The sequence below is a fragment of the Neisseria sicca 4320 genome (assembly GCF_000193735.1).
GTDB classification, from domain to species: Bacteria; Pseudomonadota; Gammaproteobacteria; order Burkholderiales; family Neisseriaceae; genus Neisseria; species Neisseria sicca_E.
In genome coordinates this window covers 24,852-48,407 of the sequence record NZ_AEPF01000010.1, presented here as the reverse complement: position 1 = coordinate 48,407, position 23,556 = coordinate 24,852, and the positions used below count along the sequence as shown (strand labels likewise).

Below are 23,556 nucleotides of genomic sequence, written 5' to 3'. Positions count from 1 at the left end.
GACGACCTTTAAACCACCGTGTCAGCAGACGGGATATACGGGAATCCGCGAAAATGCACGACGTTGTTAAATTTGTTTTTGCAGGTATCCTGACGTTTGTTGCAGCCCGGATAAACCTTAAACACATCACCCGCTTGCGGCGGGTAGGGCAGGCGTAGGGCAAATTCAAACGTATTGCCGTTATGCGCCTTAACCGTCCTGCTCAAGCCTGCGTTTCGACCGCTCGTAAACTTAATCACGCCCTGCGAAAACCACCCGTCAGGCTGCGTCAGATTGTGTTTCAGCGCATTGCCTGTTTGGCTGTTTTCGGTTACGCGACCGTCCACCGTGAATTTTTCGCGGTTGACTTTACAGCCCTCGTCATAGAGCGTTCTCATGCAGCCCGCCTGATAGATGTTGCGCGGGCTTGATACGTTCAAAAGCTCGATGTCAGATTTGACGTCAACCTTTACCGACGACCTACTACCCGATACATCCGACACGCGCCCCGAAAAGATATTCACAGCACCGACGGGGCGAAGTTCGGCAAGAGAGCCGTTAACATCGGCAACCGACCGCAAATCAACGCCTGAAATCCTGATGGAATCAGACGTTTGGTATCGTGCCTGTAAAATCAGGCTGTGTATTTCCTTGACCGTCTTACCTGCGGGGATTTGGTGTTTTGCCGAAATGCGATCAGACAGCGTTTTTGTACTACCGCTGACCGCATCTTCGTACCAGCAACTAAAATAGCCGACGGAATTATCCGTATAGGTTACAGACAATTCGGCACCGATACGCGGATAGGGTTTACCGTAGATTGATGTAGCGTTTTCAAGCGCAATATCACATGACAAAACAAACTCATTCGGCAAATCGCCACGAACTTGCAGCGTCTTGGTCTCGGTTCGATTCACGCCCGACACCTCTAGGATTGCGTTTGCATCCTCTACCATGTTGCCGATAGATGATGCGCCAACACCGAAGAATACGCGGTCTATCTTGACCCGTGCGCCGTCCAATACGCCGCCCAAAGCAGCTTCAGCCCATTGCAAGCCCTCAAGCCTGTAATCAGGGTCGGAAGCGATTTGCAGGGTGTTGGAATCCACGTCCAAGCCGACAGCGATACGGGTTGCCCCGCGCTTAATGATCAGCTTATGCGCTTCGTAGGTCTGCCCATCCCAAACGACGGGCATATCTGCGCTGGTATGGCGCAGCACCTGCCCGCCCGAAAGCGTGATGGTGTACAAATCCGCCATCTGAAACTCGTCGCTACCGTGCAGCAAGTCAATTAGTTCTTTTGTCGCTGTCTTCATAACTTCACGCTCGTAAACTCAATCTTTTTGGCTGCCCACAGGCTGCCCAAAACGTTTTCAAAATCCACCGTATCAGACGCAAATCGCACGCGGAAATAAAAACCGCCTGTCCATGTAATCGGACGACCCGGCGTTTGTGGCGTGTTGAAAACCAAAACGCCCTTATCGGTAACGGAATAATCGCGCCCATACGTCAACGCTACGCCGCCCACTTTGACGGCGGGTCGCTCCTTGACAGCCAACACAGGCTCGATAAATCCACCAATCGAACGGACAAGCTGATAGCGCGTAACGCCTTGCACCGTGTTTCCAATAGGCTGATCGGTTACGGCGTTGTCGGTTGGGTCTTCATACAGAAAACTTTCAAAGCTGCCTTTGCGGGCGTTGAAGAATCCTGCCAGCCGTTCCAATTCATTTACAGACGCTTTTGTCCGCAATACCTCGAAAGACAGCGAAAACCGCCATTGCGGGTAAGTGTAGTAAGCGGTTCGCAATTCACGGCCGCTTGCCGATTTCTGCGTCCCGGTACTCCATACCGCCGTTTTTTTCCGCCCCCACTTCAAGCCGGGAAACGTGGGAAAAATCGCATTGCCCATTTAGATGATTCCTTTCGCTTTCAGCAAGGCATCAAATTCGTCTTCAGACAGTTTGTTACCGCCAAGCATGCCGATGGCTTCGGCTTCGTCCGTTTCGCTCTGTACGACGCCTGACGACGGCTTAATGCCCATGTACGACGCTACCAAGATATGCACGGGCGGGTGTTCGCGCCAATACTCGTTCAGATGTTTGATGCGCGGCAAATCCAAGTTGTCGGCGACGTAGTCCCACGTCCACCCCGTAGAGGCGCAGACGTGGGCAATCATCGCGCCGAAACTCAGTCCGCCGCCTGAACTTCCCCCGCTTGTGCGGCTTCCTGCTCTTTGCGTTTCAGTCCCGAAACGTCCATCACGGCGGCAAATACGTCGCCCATATTGGCAATATCAATCAAATCTGCGACCTGTTCGCGCGTCATATCGGGATAATTTCGGCGCAGGGCGGCATAGGCGCAGTCGATAACGGTAGAGATTTGTTTGGCGTCTTGGACGTTGCCGTCAAATGCGCCGATGCGCTCCTGCAACTGCTCCAGCGCGCCGAGTGCGATAGGTGGGATAACGTAATTTGTGCCGTTCAGTTCAACGGTTACGCCTTTAATTCGTACTGTCATTTTTGTTTCCTTGATTCAGGTCAAATAAAAAGACCGCCCTTTCGGACGGTCTGCATGGATTACTCTTGGATCCACAACGTACCGACTTTAAAGCCCGCTTCATCGGTTTGCGCCGTGAAGTCGATTTCAGGGACGGAAAAGTCGTCGTTTTTGGTCGAGAACAAGCCCAGTTTGCCGCTGGTTACGCTTTCCAGTTCCAGCAGGGCTTTTTTGCCCTTGAACTGCGTCAGGTATTTCAGCTTAAAGGTCGGCGTGTTGCCCATCGCCAAGTTGGTCAGTTCAAGTTTCTTGGCTGACGGCATGGTTTGGGTGTAGGTGAAGCTCGGATAGACGGTTTTACCCTTATCCGCTTCGGCGAAGGTGTATAAGCCTGTTGCCGACACCATGTATTGACCGGCTGTCGGATTGCTCGCTACTTTGACGTATGCCGTGCCGTCGCTACCCATCACGCCTGCGTCTTCCACGAAGCGTCCGCCGTTAGGGGCGGCTGCTTGGACGGTATATGCGCCGCTTGTAGGGATAGCCTTACCTGCAACATCCGCCCAAATTGCTTTCATGGTTCCGGTTGCATATTCCGCGCCGAAGAACAGGGTATTCAGGGCGAGACCGTTAATCAGTGCGCCCTTGAATTTGCCCGACACTTTGACCTTACCTTGTGCAACCGCCAAAGCAAATCGGTTTTGACCGTAGAACTCTTTCAATTCCGCCGACAAATCGACGGACATTTCCTGCAAGCCCATGATTCGCACGGGCGTTGCGTTCTGTACACGGTTGCCATAGGCATCCGTAATCATTTCGGCGAAAACCTCGCCGCTACCAAACGTCAACTGCATGACATTTCCTTTCCAAAATAAAACCGCATTACGCGGCGCAAATCATAATCGGAATAATACAGACCGCCTGCTCGCCAAGCGTTCCCTCGTCTGTTTCCACCGTACCCTCAACGCGGCAATACTCAATGTCCGCACCATCAACCGCTAAAGCCGTCTTGCCCGTGATAGGGTGGACGGCGTTCACGGTATCGCACACCGCGTCAATCAGCGGATTCATAATGGGCGCGGGCGGCTCGCCTGACGTTTGGACGTACAGGTAAACATCGACGCGCAAAATCCACTTGGTTTCCTGCCCTGTCAACGTTACCGCCTGCATATCGCCCTGCGCCATGAATAACGCGGGCTGGTCGTAGCGTTTCACGTCGTTCCAGTGCAGCAGTTTGCGGCTTTTGGTTACAAAGCCGTCCAGTGCGTCCAGCTTTGCCCACAGCGCGGAATAAATCGCTTCGCGGTTCATTGCAATGCCCCTTTCACGGAATTTCTCAAATCGGCTTCAATCTCAGGCTTCATATCGCGCAAAGCCGTCCGTAAAAACGACCGCTCAGGCAGGCGTACATTGCGGGAATGCGCGCGAACCTGAACATATCGCGGGGATTTCAGCGGGCGTCCGAACGCTTGGCGAACCTGCCGTAAAGAGGCTTTCACATTGACCGTCCCGGCAAAACCATATTCATGTGCCTTGCCGTAGCGGACGTTTGTGTTGACTTCGCCGATTACCGCGCTGCCCGTGTTGGTTACGCGCTGGTGTATCGACCGACGAAGATTGCCCGTCCGTACATTCAGAACCTGTCCAGACAGGCGGTTTTCCATGACTTCGCTTTGCAACTTCAACGCCGACCGTGCGACAGACTTCACGATAGCCGTCTGAACCTTGTCGCCATATGCTCGCAATAACGCCACCAAAACATCGCCGCCGATAAATTCCATCTTCAGCATCACACGCCTTTCCGCTTGTACTCATTGAGTATCGCAAACGCTGACGGCGGCATACCACCCGACTCGCTGAACGTTGAAAACGAGATGGTTTCGCCTGCAAGTGTTTTCGACTGTACGCCCTTGTTCTCGATTTCGTTCATGCGCTGCGTTGCAATAATCAAGATAGCTTCCTGAATATCGGCGGGTATGGTTTCATAGCCCGCGCGGTACGATACTTCGACGTTTCGGATTCCCTGTGCAAAACAGGCATGACGTATCAGCAGCCAATTATCAAAATCCCAGTCGTTCGCCATGCGCCCATTGATTTTCACGGACGACACGGACAAGACAGGGTATTGATTCAGGACGATGCGGTTTTTACCGTTGCCGTTGTAACGCTCGACGTAGTCAGCCGCTTCGAGTTTGCGCCCGATATAGGCTTCAACAGCCGCCGATACCCCGTTAAGCAGGGTTTGGAAATATCCATCCTGCTTATCGTGGGTAACGCCTAGTCGCTGTTTGAATAAATCAAGAGAGACAAGGGCGGTCATCGTTATTCAGCCTGTTCAGTTTCGGCGGCTTGCTCAGCTTCAACCTGCTCGGCTTCAGCAGGCTCTACCGCTTCAACAGTTTCAGCTTGTTCGGCTGGTTGTTCTGCCGGCTGCTCGGTTTTCGCTTTGCGTCCGCGCTTGGCTTTTTCAGGCTCTTCAGTAGGCTCAGAGGCAACATTACCGAAGCCGAACTGATACAAAAATTGTGCCGCTTCGGCGGGGACTTCCACGATGCGGTCTTCACCCACTGTGTAGCTTTGGCTACCAAAGGAAACATCGGTAAAGCCTTCGGGGGCTTGTAATTTAACCATTTCTGTCATTTTGATTCTCCAAAAGAAAAGGTCGCCCGAAAATTCAGACGACCTTGTTAGGGTTAGGCGGCGTTGGTAATCATACCAAACGCAGGCATAAACATACCTTGCAACACTTCGTCCGCATAGACACCGTACTCATACATACGGGTACGCAGCGGCCATTCGATTTGGTAATACTCTTGGCGCGTGCGTACTTGCAGCAGATTACCGATGCCTTGCACATAGGCGGGCAGACGGGTCGAGTAGAACAGGTAAGTACCGGCTGGTAAGTTCGGGTGAACCACGATGTTCAGTTCGTCGCCTGTAATTTTGTTAAGGTATGAACCGACCACCACACCCGCGCGAATGTTCGCGGCGTTGTCAATGTCCACTTTCAGCTTAATCAGCGGCGCACCGCCGTTGCCGATAATCAGCTTAGTCAACGCAGCCAAATCGCGGGCATTGACGTAGATGGTATCGGGGGACAGGCGGTATTTCGAGAAGAAATGCGCGAACGCTTCTTCAAATTCATACACACCGCCTGCGCCGTCAGAGGTCAAGCCGTTGCCTTTATTGTCCGACCAGAACGCGCCTGAATCAGGCAGGGCGATTTGGGTCAACAAGCCGTCAAACTCCAGCACTGAAGTCGAATTGTCTTCAGACGGCAGGGAAGCAGCGGTTTGAGTACCCTCAGCATCTGCCAAAATTTCCACTTTGGCAGAAGTGGTAATCGCGCCCAGTTTTTCAGAGCCAGCCGCACCCCAGTACCAAGCGTAGGCAACCGCGCCGCGAACGGCTGGAATCATGGCGGTTACTTTTTTGCCTGTGCCAACACCAGAAACGGAAGCTGCCGCAGATTTTTGGGCAGAGCCGCCGCCGAATGTGTCAGTCGTGCCGTCAGCGTTTTGGCGTGTGATTTTGGCAGGGACTTGGGCGGTCTTGATGTTCAGGCTTTGACCGATTGCGCCGTTATTTGCGCCTGCCACATCCCAGTATGCCTGCAAGCCCAAAGCCACGCAGACAATGGACAGGGTAGAGGCACTGATTTTGCCCAAAGTGTCGTTAGAGGCGACAGCGGTCGGGGTAGGGGTAACGCCTGCTTTCAGGCTGGTGTTACCACCCAGCAAAATCATTTCTTCCGCAACCATAGTCGCTTGCAGAGTTTGGGCAACCGCCAACGCTTTTACATCCTCGAAACCGCGTGCCGCGTAATCCGCTTCAAAGGTTACTTGGTTTTCCAAGCCGATGGCGCGGAATTGGGCGTTTCGTTCAACGATTTCATGGTTGATGACGCCGCCGCGTTTACCTTCGCTGATACCTGCGCGTTGATTGCCGACGTTGATGTTGGTAATGGCTTTCCAGTTTGAGCCGATGGTGCGACCACCGCCCACGCGAGGGATACGGTTACGCAACGGGGTCAATACCGGATAGAGTTTTTGAGACGGCGCGGAAAGGTCATAGGTTTGCAAACCAGTGGTAAAGCTGGTCGGCTGAGTAAAACCTTTATTCAGCGGCTCGCCGCCTGCTTGAGCTGACTTCATCAGCTCAATTGTTTCTTTTGTGATTAGATTCACGTTCTTCATTTATCGCTCCTGATAATAAAAAAACCGCCTGTAAGCGGTGTTACAGACGACCTGTTTGTGCTGCCTTGACGAGTGTTGCCACGTCATCAAGCGAACCGTCATTCTTCACAATCGGCTGAAAACCATTCAGAGGGTCTTCGTCGTTATCTTCTGCTTTGCCGATGGCTTTGGTGATGCCTTTCGGCGGGGCTGCCTGTTTCTTCAGGCTTTCGATTTCCGCCTGCGCTTTGGCAAGTGCGTCATTTGATTTTTTCAGCGCGTCTTGCGCTTTCGCCAGTTCGTCCACTGATTCGGCTTTGGCAAGGTCGTCTGATTTGTCGGCTTTAGCTGCCAAGCCATCAACCAGCTTGTCGGCTTCGCTTGCCGCCAACGCTTTCAACGATTCGGCGAGGCTGCCCGCTGATTCTTTGATTTGCGCGATAACGGTTTCATCGATGTTGTCGTAGGCTGCGTCTTCAATCAGCCATTTCAGCGACGTCAGCACGTCAGCCAGTGATTTGACTTGGTACATCGATTTAGCGACCGGCTCGTCTTTCGGTTTTTCGGCTTTAGCCAAGACCGCTTTCAAGATGGCGATTTCAGATTCAGACAAATCAACGCTTGCCGATTTCTCGGCTTCGTCTTTCTTGCCGTCTTCTTTGTCATCTTTCTTGTCGCCGTCTGCCTTTTCGGTATCGTCGGCGGGCGTTTCATCGGTTTTGTCGGCTGGCTCGTCGTCCTTATCCGCTACCTCTTCGCCGTCTTTGGGCTTATCTGCTTTGTAGCAGGTAAACACCGCGTCAGGATTGGCAGGGCGGTCAACAAGGCTGATTTCTGTCAGCTTCAAGCCCGTGATTTGCGACTTGTTCAACTCGTCGCGGGCGGTAACGCTGCCGCCGATTGAAAAGCCTTTGTAAACACCTGTCTTGACTTTCGTAACCGCAATAGGGTCAACGATGTGCGCCCCGAAGAACGTGCGCCCGTCGTCTTCGACGTTGATTTCGATAGCTGTCCCCGCTGCGTTTGAGCCGTGCATTTCACGCACCGCGCCAAACTTCATGTAATCGGGAATAGCCGCTTTCATTGCTTCCGCCGCAATGATTTCGCCGTCTGAATCGACCGCTTCGCTTGAGGCATAACCCCAAACTTTGACGGTACCGTCGTCCTGCGCTTCCATCTTGGCGATTTCTGCGTATAACTTTGCCATTCTGTACTCCAAAAAAAAGCCGCCCCCGTAAAGAGAGCGGCAAACCCCAACACTACCAACAGTAAAAACTAAACTTTCGGCATATCCTCTGCCAAAACAGGCACGACCGTGCATCTGCAATTAGGGTGTGCGGGCGGCGTCATGCCGCCATGTGCGAAATGCTCATGCAGACCAATCACACCCATCTTGCCGTTGGTATTGCAAATTTCTGATACCTTGTCGTCTTCGGCGGTTATCCACCGCTTACCGGCAACAAGCCCCGTTTCTTCCCAGCCTATCAGGTTGCCCATATTGTCCGCCATCGCCGTTTCGGTTCTGGCAATCGTTCGGGCGCGGGTATTGCTGAAAGCATGGGATTCTTTCAGACGACCCGCCAACTCCTGCACGCTGTCGCCGTTTTGCATGGCTTCGACCACTTGGGCGCGTATCATTTCGCGCGTCCCCTCTGTGATTTGCCATTCGGCGGCAGGATTTTGGATAAGCTCGCCGCCTACCCACTTCATGCCGACCATTTCGGCGGCGCGGTCATGCGCCCATTTGACGGCACGGCTGCGAATGTTCGTAACCATACCGACAGCGGGGTCAGGCATAACCTGCAACAAAGCGGCAACCGCCCCATCTTCCGCCGCGCGTCTGATTATCGGCTCGACCACATCGGATAAGCCGTCCCAGTCGCCAAAATCCAAACCGTCGGTAACGATTTTCGCTACCCGGTTCATTTCGGCGGTCAGGTCTTCAGCCTGCCAGTCGACAGCCGCCCCGGCAATCAGCGCGGTGATTTGTTCAGCCAAGCCGTCCACACGCGTCAGCAAATAAGCCTCAATAAGCGCAGCGGCTTCGTCTTCGCTCATCGGGCTTTCCGACTTTCCCAGCTTTTCAGCCTCTTGGTTCGGCTGCTCTCTGGGCTGTTTGTCGTCTTGCTGATTTGGCTCAGGCTGCTCCTGCTCTGGCAACGGTTCTTTACCCAGTTCGGCACGGATTTCGTCAGCGGTCAGAATGCCTGCGTTTTTGTAGATGGCGTAAATTTCTGCCTGCTCTTTTGGGTTGAGCGATTCCTCTTCCTGCCAAACAAACTCATACGACGCCATATCCATATATCGGGCAAGCACGTCATCAATCAGGGCTTTCACCCAGTTCTTCAGGCTGCTCATGCCGTCGGAAAGCGATTGTTCGCGGCTAGTCTCTGCCACACTTCGGTTTACCTGCGCCACAAACGGTGTAGGCTCGACGCTAAACGCAAAGCAGACGACGCGGGCTAGCCATTCATCGTAAACGTCTTTCAACGGCGGCTGTTTGGTCTCTTTAAAGTTTCGGGACAACTCGCCCGGTACGAAACGCATCTTGCGCCGTTCCGCTGTCTCGCCCGACAACAGCAAGTCCCAGTATTCTTGGAAGCGTTGAATGTCGTCAGCCGACCATGTTTCAGGCACACCGACCAAAGCATCGGGAACGCTGCCCGCCGTGTAGTATTCCAGCGCGTGAATTTGCCGTTTCAGGGCAATATTCACAGTCATGATGATTTGCTCGACGGGCGAATACCCGTAAACCTTGTAGCTTCGATTATTGCGTGAGCGGTAAACCAACTCGTCAGCCGTGTAATCGACCGCCGCCATGCCATGCAGGATTTGCTGATACGCCGTTTCGGGCGGGGCAGGTAGGCGACCTGTGTTGTCCAAAACGCGCTTAATCGTCGCGCCGTCTATTACTTCAAGGGCGTACAAGTCGCCGCCCAGCGTTTTTCGTGGGTAGATGCACGGCGCGTCAATAACAAACAGGTCTTCCAGCAAGATACGCAGCCAGTCCGACCATGTATGCTCTTTATCAGGCGACTGGAAAAATGCGATCGCTTCATCGACCTTTTGGTCTTTGCGCTGCGATTCGTTGTTCGCCGTTGACGCAACGTCGCGCTTTTGGATTGTCCATTTCAGGCATTCCATCTGGTCTTTGCGCTTTTCGATGACCAGACGCAGCACGTCGTAGTTATCGGCAAGGGCGCGTAATTGTGCAAAGCCTATCGCCTCACGTTCGCGCGGTTTGGAATGCCCAACGTTGTAAAACGGCTCATAATCGAACCGCCGACCCTCTGCCTGTTGTGCAACAGGGGCTAAAGGCTCGCCCGCGTCAAACCACCCGTCCGCGTTGCCGGTAAAGGCGTAACGGACACCAGCGGCAACGCGGGCAATAAAGCCCTGTGATAATGGTGTCTTTTTACTCATTTGTTTGCCTCGACCTGCGAACGCAGGTAATCAATCATGCCTGTTCGGGTATCCAGTAGCTCGCCAAAGGCGCGGCTTAAACAGTCGACTTGGTCGTCGTGCTGCCCGTTTGGGAACATCCGCATCTCAGCAATCAGCGCATCTGTATCCCATGTGCCGTCATCCAATACCATCACGTTACCGATGTTAACCTGTGCCGCGAACGGTTCGGCGCGTGTAACCTTGTCGCCCGATTCAGGACTAGCAGATACAGAAAAGCCCGCCAGTTGACGGGTTAGATACAGGGTTTGCGATTTACCAGCCTGACCGGGGTCTTGTGGGATAGATACTTTCGTTTTCACGCCGTCTTTTTGCGCCGTGTTTTTCAAAATCCTATCCCGCTCATCCGCGCCATACTGACCGCGCACGACGTTGGCGATGATGTACCGCCCGTCTTCCGTAACACCAAGCCTGCCGCCTGCTGTGTAGTCGCCGTCGTTCGCAGTGGACGCCAAGTCCCATCCGCGCACCCATCTGATATTCCCAGCGGGCAGGGCTTTCACAAATTGCAGATTATCAGGCTTAAATGTACCGCCATCGGGCGGGGCAGGGCGTTGCAAATACTGCCCAGCAAATACATACGGCGCGGCTTGCTCCATTCGGCGCAGTGTTTCGATATCGTGCTTTTCAGACCATAACGCCGTGCCGTCTTCTTGAATCGCTGGCAAGCAAAGGTGTTCCCACTCTTCGCCGTTGCCGCCGTCAAGTAGCCAACCCGCCAAATCTTTCTCGTGCAGGCGTTGCATAATCAAAATTATTGGCGTTTCAGGGCTATTCTTCCGCGATTCGACCGTATTTTGAAACCAGTCGATGATGTTTTGCCGCCTGACCTCGCTTCGGGCTTCGTCGGCTTTGTGCGGATCGTCAATAATGATGCACCCGCCAAAGCCGTCCCGTTGCTTACCAGCACCGAAGCCGGTAATCGTACCGCCTGCGCCAGTCGCATACATTACGCCGCCTGCGGTCGTCTTCCAGTGGCTGCTGCTTTCGCTCTCAAGTTCCACATTCGGGAATATCACGCGATATTCTTCATGCTGTACCAAGTTCCGGATCTGCACGGAGTTATTGACCGCCAGTGTCGCCGAATAACTCGCATGAATAAACTCACAATCAGGCACACGCCCCATCGCCCACGCGATGAAGTTCACAACCGCTATCTCTGTCTTAGAGTAGCGCGGCGGAATGTTGATAATCAGGCGTTTTGTCTCGCCGTTGAAAACACGTTCAAGCGCATCACAGATTAGGGCGTGGTGCCGCGCCTGAAGCCACTGATAACCGCGACGCTCACGAAACATCCAGCGCGTGAACATATACAGATTGATAGAGCTTAAATCGCGAATGACCGATATTTCTTCTTTGCTGAATTGCTCTAATGCCATTTTATTTTAAATTCCTTTGGAAGATTAATTAAAAATGGCATTCTAGCCGTTCATAAGATTAGCATTTTATGCTAAACCTTTTCCAAAACCTCTTTGGCTATCTTGCGATATTCTTCAGCATCTAAGCGTACCGTCGGCGTCATGCTGCCGTCGCTTGATTTAACGTCAAGCTCCGATTTGTCGCTCCACTTCCCGCGTTGTCGGTTTTTTAGCCAAAAAATAGCAGCAGGTGTGTCAGGCGGGTAGTATTTCGTCAGCGGGGTTTGGATAATTTCTCCACCAACTACCCGTATATCTACGTCAGGGGCTTCATAGCCCATTGCACGCTGATACAATCGGTCAGCGACATTTGCATCCGCCAACATCTTCCCTCTTTTTACGGACTCCAAAAATTCGGGAAATTCGTTTTTCCAGTTATTAATTGTCGATACTTCGACATTAAAAAAATCTGCCATATCCTCATCTGTCGCGCCTAATAAGCACAACTTTTGCGCTTGTGTGGAATACTCAGGTTTGTATTTCGTCGGACGCCCGATAGGGCGTTTTTCTTTCTCGCTCATATCGAACCTCACAGAAAAAAGAAAGCCGCCTGATTCCGAAGTTAATCAGAATTAGACGGCAAGGAGTGTAAACACAGCAACATAAAAGGGATAGCCCCATACCGATAACGGCAGGGGCTATATGCAAGAACCGCTTTACAGCCTGTCATGGCAGGCGACCATTAGGTCGGGCAAACACTGTTTCACTTGCTCCGCGTTTTTTACAGATTGTCAACAAAGGAGAGTGGGGCGCGACCCCCTAGTTTATTTGGAAGCGTCCGCGTCATCTTCCTTAGCGGCTACGCCGCCCCTTGCCTTTTGCCAGTTACAGCACGGCTAGAAAACCTGAAATTCAGGTCGTCTGAAAACGCAAAAACCGCCCAATAAAGGCGGTTTATATAGCTATTTCCAAACTATACCATAATTCTAACATTTTCCTCCGCTATGTCAAGCGTTTAATAGCTATCAGGAATAGATGGGGCGGAAACCACAACACCATCTTTCATAATCACGGAAACGGAACGCGCTGAACCAGTGAATCCATTTGCGAACGACCATACATAAATCAAGCCGTTTGGTGTGGATGTCGTCATGTTTGGCTTACCAAGCAGTGATAATACTTGCTGCTCGCTCATACCCTCTTTTACTTGGCGAGCATTATCCCAATTAAAATTAGTACCGGCGCAACCTACCAAGCCAGCAGCGACAACAACAGCAAGAATCAGATTCTTCATTTTTCATCCTTTTTTTGTGTAGTAATGTGGGTTATGAGATTATGCCACATTGTTTAAACTCGTCATAGAGTTTCAGATAAGCCGATGTCTCAATCCCCGCTAAAATCTTTCCCACTTTCTCAAACTGTCGGTAAACATGACCGTTCGACACGTCGTATTTATCCATGATGGCGGTTTTCTTTGGCTGCTCCGTGAACAGATTTGACAAAATGGCGTCGCATAACAGAAGATTTACGCCGTTGTTTTGCTCCTCGATGTACGCCGTCAGGTCGATAATCCCGCTCAAGTCGCTGCTGTATTTACACTCTACCGCCGCCAACTCGTAGCGGTTAAGCACGCGCTCTATGCGGCTGATAATCATCGCGGCGTTTGCGTGCGTCTCGGCTTGCGTCAATTCTCCACCGCCACCCATCACACCCTTGCTTTCGAACCAAGCACAGACCGAAGCCGTGTTGTTCAGCGGCTCCATCCGTACACCTTGAATTTTATAAACATCTCGTAAGACTTGTTCCACGTTCTTGTACATCAAAACTCCCAAATTATTCCAAATTCCCCAGCCGCCCACGATTGCAAGCGGTTTTGATAGTCCGTCATTTCCGCCGTGTTTAGCGTGGTTGTGCTTATCGGCGTTTTGACTTCCGTGCCGTCGGGCATGGCTTTAATATCAAAGCCCAGTAACACGCCTTTGCAATACTCGTGCCACGTTTCCGCGCTGTACCGCCTGCCGTTGACCCATGCCTTATCTGCTAATTCCCCATAAATCGCCCAAAGCCTTTTGTTCTGCTCATGGCTTCGCTTGGCTTTGTAAGGTCGGATCGTGATTTCTAAATCCCCATTCTTAACCCAGTTTTTAAGCTCGTTAGTAAACAGTGTTACGATGTTGCCCGCGTTATCGGCGGTTGCTTTGAATTTCTGACTATTCATCCTCTAATAATCCCCGAACCTGTTGCAATAACTCTCGCTCCGTTCCGTACAGGCTCTCAAACGTTCGCGGCGCGGCGTGAAAGGCTATCCCCACTCCACCAGTCCGATGATGGGCAGGGCATAGCGGTATCGTCTCAAAATGGCTGTTTCTCCGCCCTATCCCTGCTCCGTTTCGGATATGGTGCACCTCTGCCGGTATGTTGTACCGCCCACTGTTACGGCAGACGATACAACCGAGAGAGGCCACGCGCTCAAGGTGCTTCTTTTCCTCTTTGGTTTGGCTCATTCCAACTCCTCAACCTTTACCACCAGCCCCCCGCCTGCGACCGGCTCGTTACCATACTCGGCAACAATGCGTCTGACCTGATTGTCGTTTTCGTAGGCGACGCCCTGTAACGCGTCCAAACAGACTTTTAGGCAGTTGTCCAAATCCAAGCAGACTTTGCTTGCCGACCCGTCCTTGTTCGCCTTTGGGATTAACTGGACTGTCAGACTTACCGTCTTATCGGTCGGCTTGATACCGTTTTCAGCGGCGATGGCGGCAACCCGCGCCTTGTATGCCGCCGCCTCCTTGCTGACGATTTGACGGTTGCGGAACGTCCGCCAATATCGATTTGTACTGATGGGATAGGGTAAACTCAAAACTACCATGCTATCCCCAGTTCTTCATGCGCCCGCATTGCCGCTCCCACGTCCCAATACGCCGGGCTTAAAAGCGGGAATGCCTGATTTGCCTGTTGCGCGGCTTCGTGCATAGACAACGCCGTCTTGACTGCTTCTTCTGCCTGCTTAATCTCAAGCTCTGCCAGTTTTGCCTTTTTAGCCCGGTAGTAGGCTTTGACCCTTTCACACTTACAAGCCTTACATTCCGCCATTCTCCCGCGCGAACCGTCCGCCCGCAGTTTTTGCAAATATAGGAATTTGTCCAACGGCTTTTCTTTGCCGCACCTGGTACATTTCTTAGTCGTCATGCTCAATCCTCCGACCAAACTCATCAAGCGGCGCGCGTGAAGCCGCGTTGACGGCAATGCCCGCCACCATAAATAAAATCATAAAAAAGCTGAATAATTCGATCCAATTCATTTTCACTTTCCTTTCGTTCGCCATTTTTCAAAAATTTCACTTCGTTTTGCCATCGTCGCCGCCGGTGCGGCTTCAAATCCGCTGCCGCCCGACCAAAAAATCTTTCAGATGGCAGATATGCCCGCCGTGGTAGAACGTTGCCCGTTCCTCTGTATTTCGCGCCTTTGTACACCTCGCAAACCCGCGCATAGGGCCTTCTGATTCGGCTTTGAAATCTGCGTGGGCGCAGTGGTAACAGGTTTCACGCACGATAACTCCCCCAGTCAAACGGTATTAATTTCCCACCACCATCGCGCAGTCTGTCTCTGATACGCGCGTCAACGTTTTGCCGAAATTCTTCGGGGGACAGATTGGTTAACACCAGCGTCGGCATAAGCCGCTCATATCGCCCGTTGATGACCGAAAACAAAATCCGACCATCCGTTTCAGACAGGCTGCCCGCGCCAAATTCATCCAGCACCAACAAGTCGGGTTTTACAAACACGCCGACAGCCTCTTTTTCACTGCCGCCGTTAAAGCTGTCTTTAACCGTCTGCAACATATCTCCCACCGTGATAACAATCGCGCTTTTCCCGTCGCCGATGATTTTGTGGGCAATGCCGCAGGCGAGATGATTTTTCCCAGTACCACGCTTGCCTGAAAAAATCATACTCCGCCCGGTCTGCAAAACATCCTCGAAGTTTTCCGCATAGTCGGCGGCGGCGGCTTTTGCCCTTGCCATTCCGATCACGCCTTCATCGACCTTGAAATTTTCAATTCGGCAATTTTTAAACCGTTCTGCGATGCCTGATCGCCCGATGCGTTTTGACAGTTCGTCGTGCTTTGCTTCACGGCGCAGCGTTTCCGCGTATGCCGCCATCTCGTCCGCCGCTTTCAGCTTTTGGCAAACAGGGCAGCCAGTCCACACGCCGCGGAAAATGCTTTTTGACGTGTATTCGCCATGTTCCGCACATTTGCGTGTCTCCGTTTTGGCGTTTCCATAGTTTTTTAAAAAATCGGCGGTACTTTTCAAAGCCATATCCACCCCCTTAGAAATCTGTTGTCGGCTGATCGCCGTATTCTTTGCCGTCCAGTACATCAGCCGTCATGTTGTGGGTTAAGCCACCATTCCCGCCTGACTGTTTGCCAAAGGTTTTATTCCTAACCCACTCAGCGCGGAAACTTCCCCAGCCGTTGCCAATGGAAAAAACAACTGCCTGAAATGCCGTCATGCCAACTTTTTGAGCTTCGCTTGCAATCAGGCGCATTGCCGTTTCTGTCAGCGGCTGCCGTTTTGCTTTGCGGATTGTCAAAAAGTCTTCAGCGATTTGCCCGGTAATTCCATGCTCTGCCAACAGTGCCAAATCGGCGTCGTGCTTGGTCGGTTTTTTCGCTGTTTTTTCGGGCGCTGTATTAATAACTACGTTAGTAGTTATTTGTTTTTTGTATTTTGTATTTATGTGACCCCCATTTTTTAGGGGTGGTCCTACCCTATTTTTTGGGGGTGGTGTCCCCCATTTTTTGGGGGTGGTGCATTTTTTGGGGGTGGTGCATTTTTTGGGGGTGGTGTCCCCCCATTTTTGGGGTCTGAAATTAGAAAATACACGTTCGGCAATCCGACTCTGCTTTGCTTGCCAATCAGCCCTAATTCGACCAGTTCGTTAATAGCTTTCTCGACCGTTTCCTCTGACTTGATTCCGGTCGCTTTTTGAATCTGCGAAATTGATAGGCTGTCATGCGTCTTCTGCCAACCCCTTGTTTTTCTGACAATCAAGATGTAGCATTTAAGGGCGTTCCCGCTCATCTGCGACAGGTATTCATCGATAACCGAGTTTGCAATCTGAAAACTGTTTGGGATAAATTCGTTCATGGTTCGATTCCTGACCTTGCTATCGAGTAATGGGCAACCGGATTTTTACAGTTGCCGACCTTGAATTTAGGCTTGTTGAAAACAAAGCCCCTGCTTTCCAAGTCGATAATCCGAGAACATAACTGCGTGATATTCAAATATTTTGCCGCTTCCAAAGATGTGATATGCCCGTTTTGCCGGATATACTCGACAATCTTCTTGCATTGCGTTTGTTTTTGGTTCATAATTCCTTTCGCCTTACTTTTAGTCTTACCTGAATCGTTTCCTCGCAATTCAGGGGAATTGCCCGCCTCGTGCGGGCTTTTCTTTATCGGTCGCCCGTCTGTCCGGGCAGTCAACCGTCTTTCCGATTTGTCATCACTCCGTTACAATCGAGTTTCCACACAACAACCGACGGAGTAAAAAATGTCGTCCAACTTATCCTTCCTACTTACCAAAGAGCTTATCCGCAGCGGTTCTATCCGCTTAAACGGCAATACAGCCAAAGGACAAGCCGAAGAATTGGCGGTATTCATCCAAACACTTCATCAAAAACTCGAAGAATCGGAGCTAAATACCGATGACGGCCATTTGATTGAGCTACTTTCCAAGTAATTCAAAGCCTTCTTTCAAACCCAGCGCGATTTTGTAAACCTCATCGCTGCCTTTGGCGGCGGCTTTCAGCATCGCCTTTTTAATCAGCCGTCTGTCTTTCTTTGACAGGCGGTTTCTGTCCTGCTTCTTCATCTTCTTTCCTTTCGGTTATTCACTTTTTTCGCTGCTTTTTTGCCAATTCAGGCCAAATCTTTTCCCAATCATCAGGGGACATCTCTTGCCGTGTTACTTCGCCTTTTGTTGCCTGTTCAATCAGTGCCGCTGACTGAACAGGAACACTTCTAACGCCTCGTGCGATCTGATTGATGAATGCCGGTGAAATCCCCGTTTTTTTTGCTAGGTAAGATTGATTCCCGCGAATGGCGCAATATTCAATTAAGTTCATATTTCAACCTTGCTATATTCAATATAGCAATAGTATAGCAAAGCTATTCTCAAAACGCAAGCAAAATAGTAGCATTGTTATATATAGCGTTGCTTTATAATTTAAAACGTTGATTTAGCTGGGAGTAAAGAAATGAGCAGACTTGATAATCTGAAAAACTTGATTGAAAGCCGGTTTAACGGCAGCCAAGCGGAATTTGCCCGCGCTATTGGGAAAGCGCCGGCGCAGGTAAACCAGTGGGTAAATGGCTATCGGAATATAGGCAATGGCGCAGCGGCGCAGATTGAAGATTCCCTATCTTTGCCGCGCGGGTGGTTAGACGGGAAAGAAGATTTCAGACGACCTGAATCAAACGCTACAGTAATTGGCACGCTGGACGTTTGGGACAGTAAGACGCCGTTATCGGCTGATGATTGCGAAGTCCCGTTTTATAAGGACGTGCATTTATCGGCGGGCAACGGATTTTCAGACGACATCGAGGACTACAACGGCTATAAACTGCGCTTCTCGAAATCAACCCTTAGACGGCACGGCATCAATCCTGCCGACGTGGTTTGCGTTTGCGCGGACGGCGACAGCATGGAGCCGGTATTTCCCGACGGCGCGACACTCGGCATCAACACCGCCGACAAGGTTATCAAGGACGGGAAAATCTATGCCGTCAATCATGGCGGGCTTTTACGGACAAAAATTCTGCAAAAACTGCCTGACAATAAAATCCGCATCAAAAGCTACAATTCCGAAGCCTACCCCGACGAAGAGGCAGACGCAGGCGACATAAATGTTATCGGTCGGGTTTTTTGGTGGAGCGTGATTGCTTGAAGATTACCTAAATCTTTACACACAAATACACACTAGAATTTGACAATTATTAGAATGGTGTGTATTATTACACACATGGCAGACGTGCCATGTTTTGAGCGTAGGAGATATAATTGAATAGTCTAGACATTATCGCCCTACTCAAACAGGATGGTTGGTATAAAGTTGCACAATCTGGGAGCCATTCGCAATACAAGCACCCAACAAAAAAAGGTCGTGTAACAGTACCACATCCAAAAAAAGACTTGCCGATAGGTACGGTAAAAAATATCTTTAAGCAAGCCGGTTTGAAGTAAAGGCAAGCAGCGGGGAAACCCGCTGCCATTCTTCTAACCAAATAATCAAGGGTATCTCACGCCCCTACTCACCCACCACAAAAAATCCACGAAATGAAAGAAGGATGAAAAATGTTTATCCCTGCCGCTTTGCACAAGGACAGTCATTCGGCATATGGCGTAACCATTCCTGACTTACCGGGCTGCTTCTCTTATGGCGACACTATTGAAGAAGCAATCTCAAATGCCCGTTCTGCCGCCTATATGCACATTGATGGCATGATTGAAGACGGAGAGTTTAAAAATCTTTCCGTAAGCAGTATTGCCGATTTAAGCCAAGAGTCTGATTATGATGGAGCAACATGGGTAATGATTGAAATCGACCCAGCCAAAATCAGCCAACAGCAAATTAGGTTTAATGTTAGCTGGCCGCAGTATCTACTTGATAGAGTAGATGAATACACTTCGGCAAATCATGAGACCCGTAGCGGTTTTTTAGCAAAAGCTGCTTTAATTGCCATGAATCAAACATAACCTCTAAGCTCAAATAAGCCCGCGCAATGCGGGCTTTTTCATATCCGAAATAGAAAATCAACAAGCTACTACCTTGACAGCCGCCGATTTAGGGCGGCTTTTTTTCGCCTTGTTCAAGGCGGTTCAAATCAGTTCGAACTAAATTCTTTTTAAAATCAATATATAGCAAAAAATATAGCAAATTAGATTAGCATTGCTATTTACATTATATTTAGCTTTGCTATAATACACACATCGAAACAAAACAGACAGCTAAACAAAGTCTGGCACGGTTTAAACGATCTTTAAAAGTCAGGAAACGCAGTAACCGCCCTTCAGGTAGGCGAAAGCCGATAGGAAGACATGGATAGGCATGGGGGAAGTCGAACAAACGGTTACAGGCAGGCGGGAAGCCGAAAAGACAACAACCCGCAGCGCAAACAGAGCCGCTTTGAAAGACAGGCGGCTTAATCAAGGGCTTGGGCGAGCTACCGCCAACGCGGAGGCACAAAGCCGACTACACACGGCAGGGCAACGGCACGAGGAAACGGGAAGCCCCGAACCCTTGATTAAGACAACAGCGCGAGGAAACGCAAAATGCTTGATTTAAGCGAACACATCAACAACAAAGCCCGATGGGTAAAGGGCGAATTTGAAGACAAGGCGAAAGCAGGTTTTTCAGCTTCCCAGCTTTTCAGAGACACCATCGAAACGATCGGATTTGTCGGTGGGAAGCTGGGAGCGGCAACAGAAAAAGCCATGTTTTATTACTTCCCCGACGGTACGAAACTGAAAATCACATCGTCTCCGTCAATATCATGCGAGGTCATCGAATGATTTGCGAACCGATCACATCCGATTGGGGCATGGCGGGCGAGGACGCTGCCTACACGAGAGCGCAGGCAATCAGCGAGGCGAAGCAAGAAGCGTTTACCGCGCTGGAAGACGACATCGAATATCTCGTCATGAAAACAGCGTTTGAGTACCGCGAAGCCCTCAAGCAATGCCAAGACGAAACCCCGCGCCAGTGGGAATACAGAATGAATCTGAGAGATGAAGCCGCGTGGATTGGCGATGAAATGATGGAAGTAATGGAAGCCGCTATCGAAGACGACCATTACTACACACGAATCGAAAATCTTGATTTCTACGCGGACAGATATATCGAGCAGGCGCGGATTATCGCAGCCTGAAAAGAATACCCATGAAGTGGAATAGAGTAGGCAGACCGTAAGTCGTGAGTGGGGACGCCGGCGGTGGTTTTGATTGAAAAGTTTTACACCGCCTCAAACCGCGACAATGCGCGGGCGACGATACCTTTAGTTGCCGCGGCGCAGGTTGAACGAAGAAGCAGCCAAGCCCGCCGAGTTTAGTAAGGAAGATTCGGCGGGCAATCCCAAACATCATGAATCAGCGAGGAAACCATGAAATACACAGCAATCATCATCGCTTCGGCGACAGTAGCTTTTTGCGTACAGGCATACGCGAAAGCACAGGCATATATGGACTACACGACAGCTTCATCAATCAGCGTGGACTCTATCGACCCATACGAAAACATCCGCGACGACATCGCCCGCCATGAAATGCAGGAGGCAGCAAAAGCGACGCGCGAAAACGAAGCCGCAATAGCGGAAATGTACGAACAACTGACAGCCGCCGAAAGAATGCGCGGCGATGCGGAGGTTAAATAAAATGCAAGTATTTAATATACATAAAAATTTATTGAAAGCGGCGGCATATGCGGCGGCAACTGACAACCCAAGACCGATTAACGGCGTTTTCCTTGATAAAGAAGAAGGCAAAATCAAGGCGACTAATGGTTATATTTATTGCGTAATTAACGAAGAAAAAATTAAAGATATTCCACAAAGCATAATGATTCCGACCGACTGGATTAAATACGCAGTCAAAAAAACGGACAAAGACTTCCCGTTTATCAGCATCTGTTTTGAAGATGGCGAGTTTTCAATTCTGAGCTTAAAGCAAAAGATGTTTAAAACAAGTTTCCCGAACGATAAAAGCGTTACCAATATCAACCCGGAAGATTTAAAACAGGTTGATATTAAGAACGAAAGTCTGAAACTTGCTATTCATTACATAAAAAAACTGGGCAAGATTCAAAAGGCTTTAGGTTTACAGTTCCCGATGTTCTACCCCGTTTACCTTTCGAACCAAATTAATGAAACAGAATTTAAGGCGTTTAAGTTCGAGTTTCTAAATTGCCAAGTTTATATCATGCCATTAAAGCCTGATACGGATTATGAGTAAAGGATTCCGAAATGTACCACCAACCATACACCATGAACAGCAACCGCGCGGCAAAGGTTAAAGGCTTTATGGGTTTGCCGCGCAGCCCGAATGTAGTCATGCGAAAAGTACGAGGCGGTTATCAAGTCGGAATCATGCCCGACGGCTACAACAAGGTCACATACCGACCCGACAAGACAAAGCGGGCGCAGTTGGAGGACGTTAAAGTTTTCAAGACGGAATCTGACGCGCGGGTTTATATGGATAGCCTTTTGGTGGGTGGGTTATGACAATCATAAGCAATATGAGCAATGCCGACTACCACAGCCATGCAGCGGTCAGCAAGACACAGTTAGACCAACTTACCAAAAGCCCCGCGCATTACAAATATGCGCGGGAATCGGAAATCGAAAGCACACAGGCGATGATTTTCGGGAGCGCGTTTCACGACTACATCTTATTGCCTGAAGTGTTTGCCGAATCTTACGCGGTCTTGCCCGATGACTTCAACGGGCGCACAAAAGACGGTAAGGCATATCTGGCAGAGCTTGAAAAAGGCGGCAAGACGATTTTAAAAGCCGAATGGGTAGAGCAAATAAAGGCCATGGCGGCAGCCATCCAAACACACCCAAAGGCGGCGGCATTGTTGAGCAGCGGCAAGCCCGAACAGTCTGTCTTTTGGCGCGACGAAGAAACAGGGATTGATTGCCGTTGTCGTCCTGATTTTTGGAATAGCAACGGAATCATCGTTGACCTGAAGTCAACGGAAGATGCAAGCCCGCAAGGTTTCGCGCGGTCGGTCGCAAATTACCGCTACCACGTTCAAGACGCTTTTTACAGTAACGGGATATATCAGGCGACGGGGGAATATCCGAAAGGATTTATCTTTATCGCCGTTGAGAAAAAAGCACCGTTTGCCGTCGCTTGCTACACGTTGGACGACGAGGCAAAAGAGCGCGGGCATGAACTGTTCCGCAGGGATTTAATGACGCTTTCTGAATGTATCAAAACAAATACATTTCAGGCATATAGCGAACAAATCGAGCCGTTATCTTTACCGGCTTGGGCATACTACGATTAAGGATACATTATGAATCAAATGGTAAAAAACCCGTTTCAACAAACGGCGGTTTCTGAAGCACTGCCAAACACAATGACCGAAGTCAAGGCGCAACGCGAAGCCAGTGAAATCCAAGCGATGGTATTCATGGCTAAACAGTTCCCGCGCAATCAGATTCAGGCGGCAGACCGAATCTTAAATGCCTGCACACGTCAGACGCTGGCAGATTCGGCGGTTTACAGTTACCCGCGCGGCGGGCAAAACGTTGAAGGACCATCAATACGACTGGCTGAAGTGTTGGCGCAAAACTGGGGAAACCTTGATTTTGGCATTCGTGAACTGTCGCAGGAAAACGGCGTGTCAACAGTCGAAGCCTACGCATGGGACTTGGAAACCAACGTCCGACAAGCAAAGGTATTTCAGGTCGCACATAAACGCATGGCAAAAGGCGGGACTAAAACACTGACTGACCCGCGCGACATTTACGAGATGGTGGCGAATCAAGGCAGCCGACGTTTACGCGCCTGTATCTTGAGCATCATTCCGGGCGACATCGTGGAGGCGGCATTGTCGCAATGTTCCGTTACGCAGGCGGCGAGTGTTGGCACAAAACCCGAAGAAGTCAAAGAGACCATCCGAAAACTGACCGAGGCGATGGGCAAGTTTGGCATTACTCCCGAAAACATCCAAGACCGTTATCAATGCCGACTCGAAGCCATCCGCCCCGCGCAGATTGTCGAATTGCGGAAAATCTATACAAGCCTTAAAGACGGCATGAGTAAGCCGTCTGACTGGTTCGCAATCCAAGAAGTCAAAAAGTCAGACGCGCAGGATTTAAACGCAATGGTCGAAGCGCAGCCCATCAAGGAGGTAGAGCCTGAACCGGTGGGAAAAGCACCAAAGCCTACGCCGACAGAAGAGCAGTTCGCGGAATTGGTGGAGGCAGTATCCACCGGGATGAAAGAAGTTGCCGAAGTGCTGGAAAACTACAACCTGACCGACGAGCAAAAGGCAGAAATCAACGCCCTGTAAGG

General features: G+C 50.5%; 38 protein-coding genes. 11 read left to right on the top strand and 27 right to left on the bottom strand.

Features of this window, described 5'->3' with window-relative positions:
- Positions 1-8: 8 nt before the first annotated feature.
- The 25 genes from NSCA4_RS15880 to NSCA4_RS0100745 form a co-directional block, all read right to left on the bottom strand.
- Entirely contained in the window at positions 9-1,295 is a 1,287-nt protein-coding gene (locus NSCA4_RS15880) for a phage/gene transfer agent baseplate hub protein (RefSeq protein WP_016686396.1), read from the bottom strand.
- Positions 1,292-1,891 carry a DUF2460 domain-containing protein gene (locus NSCA4_RS0100860; RefSeq protein WP_016686395.1) on the bottom strand — a complete coding sequence of 200 codons (600 nt, stop codon included), beginning with the start codon at positions 1,889-1,891 and terminating at the stop codon, positions 1,292-1,294. Before NSCA4_RS0100860 ends, NSCA4_RS15880 begins: the two co-directional genes overlap by 4 nt.
- Positions 1,892-2,158, bottom strand: coding sequence for a hypothetical protein (locus NSCA4_RS0100855; protein WP_016686394.1), 267 nt, complete (start codon positions 2,156-2,158; stop codon positions 1,892-1,894).
- A gap of 11 nt (positions 2,159-2,169) precedes the next feature.
- Positions 2,170-2,499, bottom strand: a complete 330-nt coding sequence (locus NSCA4_RS0100850; protein ID WP_016686393.1) for a hypothetical protein — start codon at positions 2,497-2,499, stop codon at positions 2,170-2,172.
- A 59-nt stretch (positions 2,500-2,558) separates the two neighbouring features.
- Positions 2,559-3,332, bottom strand: a complete 774-nt coding sequence (locus tag NSCA4_RS0100845) for a hypothetical protein (RefSeq protein WP_016686392.1) — start codon at positions 3,330-3,332, stop codon at positions 2,559-2,561.
- A gap of 28 nt (positions 3,333-3,360) precedes the next feature.
- Positions 3,361-3,789, bottom strand: a complete 429-nt coding sequence (locus tag NSCA4_RS0100840) for a hypothetical protein (RefSeq protein WP_016686391.1) — start codon at positions 3,787-3,789, stop codon at positions 3,361-3,363.
- Positions 3,786-4,268: an HK97 gp10 family phage protein gene (locus tag NSCA4_RS0100835; RefSeq protein ID WP_016686390.1), complete on the bottom strand. Its 483-nt coding sequence runs from the start codon at positions 4,266-4,268 to the stop codon at positions 3,786-3,788. Before NSCA4_RS0100835 ends, NSCA4_RS0100840 begins: the two co-directional genes overlap by 4 nt.
- The gene (locus NSCA4_RS0100830) at positions 4,268-4,798 is read right to left on the bottom strand and encodes a head-tail connector protein (protein ID WP_016686389.1); all 531 of its coding nucleotides are present in this window, start codon (positions 4,796-4,798) and stop codon (positions 4,268-4,270) included. The genes NSCA4_RS0100835 and NSCA4_RS0100830 overlap by 1 nt, the downstream gene beginning before the upstream one ends.
- Positions 4,799-4,800: 2 nt before the next feature.
- Complete coding sequence (locus NSCA4_RS0100825; RefSeq protein WP_016686388.1) at positions 4,801-5,118, bottom strand: hypothetical protein; 318 nt, start codon at positions 5,116-5,118, stop codon at positions 4,801-4,803.
- A gap of 53 nt (positions 5,119-5,171) precedes the next feature.
- Positions 5,172-6,632, bottom strand: coding sequence for a hypothetical protein (locus NSCA4_RS0100820; protein WP_255265252.1), 1,461 nt, complete (start codon positions 6,630-6,632; stop codon positions 5,172-5,174).
- An 82-nt stretch (positions 6,633-6,714) separates the two neighbouring features.
- Positions 6,715-7,860 carry an HK97 family phage prohead protease gene (locus NSCA4_RS0100815; RefSeq protein ID WP_016686386.1) on the bottom strand — a complete coding sequence of 382 codons (1,146 nt, stop codon included), beginning with the start codon at positions 7,858-7,860 and terminating at the stop codon, positions 6,715-6,717.
- Between the two features lie 68 nt (positions 7,861-7,928).
- Complete coding sequence (locus tag NSCA4_RS0100810) at positions 7,929-10,076, bottom strand: phage portal protein (RefSeq protein ID WP_016686385.1); 2,148 nt, start codon at positions 10,074-10,076, stop codon at positions 7,929-7,931.
- On the bottom strand, positions 10,073-11,494 hold the full coding sequence (terL, locus tag NSCA4_RS0100805; RefSeq protein ID WP_016686384.1) for a phage terminase large subunit: 1,422 nt from the start codon (positions 11,492-11,494) through the stop codon (positions 10,073-10,075). The genes NSCA4_RS0100810 and terL overlap by 4 nt, the downstream gene beginning before the upstream one ends.
- Positions 11,495-11,565: 71 nt before the next feature.
- Positions 11,566-12,054 carry a hypothetical protein gene (locus tag NSCA4_RS0100800; RefSeq protein ID WP_016686383.1) on the bottom strand — a complete coding sequence of 163 codons (489 nt, stop codon included), beginning with the start codon at positions 12,052-12,054 and terminating at the stop codon, positions 11,566-11,568.
- Between the two features lie 434 nt (positions 12,055-12,488).
- Entirely contained in the window at positions 12,489-12,767 is a 279-nt protein-coding gene (gene bamE, locus NSCA4_RS0100795) for an outer membrane protein assembly factor BamE domain-containing protein (protein ID WP_016686382.1), read from the bottom strand.
- Positions 12,768-12,798: 31 nt separating this feature from the next.
- Complete coding sequence (locus tag NSCA4_RS0100790; protein WP_255265251.1) at positions 12,799-13,236, bottom strand: hypothetical protein; 438 nt, start codon at positions 13,234-13,236, stop codon at positions 12,799-12,801.
- 56 nt (positions 13,237-13,292) lie between these two features.
- The gene (locus NSCA4_RS0100785; RefSeq protein ID WP_016686380.1) at positions 13,293-13,691 is read right to left on the bottom strand and encodes a recombination protein NinB; all 399 of its coding nucleotides are present in this window, start codon (positions 13,689-13,691) and stop codon (positions 13,293-13,295) included.
- Positions 13,684-13,977, bottom strand: coding sequence for a Ref family recombination enhancement nuclease (locus NSCA4_RS0100780; protein WP_016686379.1), 294 nt, complete (start codon positions 13,975-13,977; stop codon positions 13,684-13,686). Before NSCA4_RS0100780 ends, NSCA4_RS0100785 begins: the two co-directional genes overlap by 8 nt.
- Positions 13,974-14,342: a RusA family crossover junction endodeoxyribonuclease gene (locus NSCA4_RS0100775; RefSeq protein WP_016686378.1), complete on the bottom strand. Its 369-nt coding sequence runs from the start codon at positions 14,340-14,342 to the stop codon at positions 13,974-13,976. The genes NSCA4_RS0100780 and NSCA4_RS0100775 overlap by 4 nt, the downstream gene beginning before the upstream one ends.
- Complete coding sequence (locus NSCA4_RS0100770; RefSeq protein ID WP_016686377.1) at positions 14,336-14,662, bottom strand: hypothetical protein; 327 nt, start codon at positions 14,660-14,662, stop codon at positions 14,336-14,338. Before NSCA4_RS0100770 ends, NSCA4_RS0100775 begins: the two co-directional genes overlap by 7 nt.
- Positions 14,652-14,774 carry a hypothetical protein gene (locus NSCA4_RS15875; RefSeq protein WP_255265250.1) on the bottom strand — a complete coding sequence of 41 codons (123 nt, stop codon included), beginning with the start codon at positions 14,772-14,774 and terminating at the stop codon, positions 14,652-14,654. The genes NSCA4_RS0100770 and NSCA4_RS15875 overlap by 11 nt, the downstream gene beginning before the upstream one ends.
- A gap of 241 nt (positions 14,775-15,015) precedes the next feature.
- The gene (locus tag NSCA4_RS0100760; RefSeq protein ID WP_029609423.1) at positions 15,016-15,792 is read right to left on the bottom strand and encodes an ATP-binding protein; all 777 of its coding nucleotides are present in this window, start codon (positions 15,790-15,792) and stop codon (positions 15,016-15,018) included.
- A 10-nt stretch (positions 15,793-15,802) separates the two neighbouring features.
- Positions 15,803-16,117 carry a phage replication initiator YdaU family protein gene (locus NSCA4_RS15870; RefSeq protein WP_255265249.1) on the bottom strand — a complete coding sequence of 105 codons (315 nt, stop codon included), beginning with the start codon at positions 16,115-16,117 and terminating at the stop codon, positions 15,803-15,805.
- A 122-nt stretch (positions 16,118-16,239) separates the two neighbouring features.
- On the bottom strand, positions 16,240-16,623 hold the full coding sequence (locus NSCA4_RS15865; RefSeq protein ID WP_255265248.1) for a replication protein: 384 nt from the start codon (positions 16,621-16,623) through the stop codon (positions 16,240-16,242).
- Positions 16,620-16,847 (bottom strand): helix-turn-helix domain-containing protein, encoded by a 228-nt coding sequence (locus NSCA4_RS0100745; protein ID WP_016686376.1) that lies wholly within the window; start codon positions 16,845-16,847, stop codon positions 16,620-16,622. The genes NSCA4_RS15865 and NSCA4_RS0100745 overlap by 4 nt, the downstream gene beginning before the upstream one ends.
- Positions 16,848-17,028: 181 nt before the next feature.
- Between NSCA4_RS0100745 and NSCA4_RS0100740 the strand changes: the two genes are divergently transcribed.
- Positions 17,029-17,217 carry a hypothetical protein gene (locus NSCA4_RS0100740; RefSeq protein ID WP_016686375.1) on the top strand — a complete coding sequence of 63 codons (189 nt, stop codon included), beginning with the start codon at positions 17,029-17,031 and terminating at the stop codon, positions 17,215-17,217.
- On the opposite strand, the gene NSCA4_RS14345 is transcribed toward NSCA4_RS0100740, so the two are convergent.
- Together NSCA4_RS14345 and NSCA4_RS0100730 are read right to left on the bottom strand one after the other, a co-directional pair.
- Positions 17,203-17,349 carry a hypothetical protein gene (locus NSCA4_RS14345; protein ID WP_016686374.1) on the bottom strand — a complete coding sequence of 49 codons (147 nt, stop codon included), beginning with the start codon at positions 17,347-17,349 and terminating at the stop codon, positions 17,203-17,205. The two genes, NSCA4_RS0100740 and NSCA4_RS14345, sit on opposite strands and share 15 nt — an antisense overlap.
- Before the next feature lie 19 nt (positions 17,350-17,368).
- Positions 17,369-17,602 (bottom strand): transcriptional regulator, encoded by a 234-nt coding sequence (locus tag NSCA4_RS0100730; RefSeq protein WP_016686373.1) that lies wholly within the window; start codon positions 17,600-17,602, stop codon positions 17,369-17,371.
- Between the two features lie 132 nt (positions 17,603-17,734).
- Here NSCA4_RS0100730 and NSCA4_RS0100725 point away from each other — a divergent pair, with 132 nt between their 5' ends.
- The 10 genes from NSCA4_RS0100725 (at position 17,735) to NSCA4_RS0100680 (ending at position 23,554) form a co-directional block, all read left to right on the top strand.
- A complete protein-coding gene (locus NSCA4_RS0100725; RefSeq protein ID WP_016686372.1) occupies positions 17,735-18,424 on the top strand; it encodes a LexA family transcriptional regulator in 690 nt (229 codons plus the stop codon).
- Positions 18,425-18,537: 113 nt separating this feature from the next.
- Positions 18,538-18,720 (top strand): type II toxin-antitoxin system HicA family toxin, encoded by a 183-nt coding sequence (locus NSCA4_RS13405; RefSeq protein WP_016686371.1) that lies wholly within the window; start codon positions 18,538-18,540, stop codon positions 18,718-18,720.
- A gap of 111 nt (positions 18,721-18,831) precedes the next feature.
- Entirely contained in the window at positions 18,832-19,233 is a 402-nt protein-coding gene (locus NSCA4_RS0100720; protein ID WP_016686370.1) for a type II toxin-antitoxin system HicB family antitoxin, read from the top strand.
- A 576-nt stretch (positions 19,234-19,809) separates the two neighbouring features.
- The gene (locus NSCA4_RS0100710) at positions 19,810-20,049 is read left to right on the top strand and encodes a hypothetical protein (RefSeq protein ID WP_016686368.1); all 240 of its coding nucleotides are present in this window, start codon (positions 19,810-19,812) and stop codon (positions 20,047-20,049) included.
- Complete coding sequence (locus NSCA4_RS0100705; RefSeq protein ID WP_016686367.1) at positions 20,046-20,405, top strand: hypothetical protein; 360 nt, start codon at positions 20,046-20,048, stop codon at positions 20,403-20,405. The genes NSCA4_RS0100710 and NSCA4_RS0100705 overlap by 4 nt, the downstream gene beginning before the upstream one ends.
- Positions 20,406-20,636: 231 nt before the next feature.
- Positions 20,637-20,906, top strand: a complete 270-nt coding sequence (locus tag NSCA4_RS0100700; protein WP_016686366.1) for a hypothetical protein — start codon at positions 20,637-20,639, stop codon at positions 20,904-20,906.
- 1 nt (position 20,907) lies between these two features.
- A complete protein-coding gene (locus NSCA4_RS0100695) occupies positions 20,908-21,483 on the top strand; it encodes a hypothetical protein (RefSeq protein ID WP_036537862.1) in 576 nt (191 codons plus the stop codon).
- An 11-nt stretch (positions 21,484-21,494) separates the two neighbouring features.
- On the top strand, positions 21,495-21,752 hold the full coding sequence (locus NSCA4_RS0100690; protein WP_016686364.1) for a hypothetical protein: 258 nt from the start codon (positions 21,495-21,497) through the stop codon (positions 21,750-21,752).
- Entirely contained in the window at positions 21,749-22,543 is a 795-nt protein-coding gene (locus NSCA4_RS0100685) for a PD-(D/E)XK nuclease-like domain-containing protein (RefSeq protein ID WP_016686363.1), read from the top strand. Before NSCA4_RS0100690 ends, NSCA4_RS0100685 begins: the two co-directional genes overlap by 4 nt.
- A 9-nt stretch (positions 22,544-22,552) precedes the next feature.
- Positions 22,553-23,554, top strand: a complete 1,002-nt coding sequence (locus NSCA4_RS0100680) for a hypothetical protein (protein ID WP_016686362.1) — start codon at positions 22,553-22,555, stop codon at positions 23,552-23,554.
- Positions 23,555-23,556: the final 2 nt, after the last annotated feature.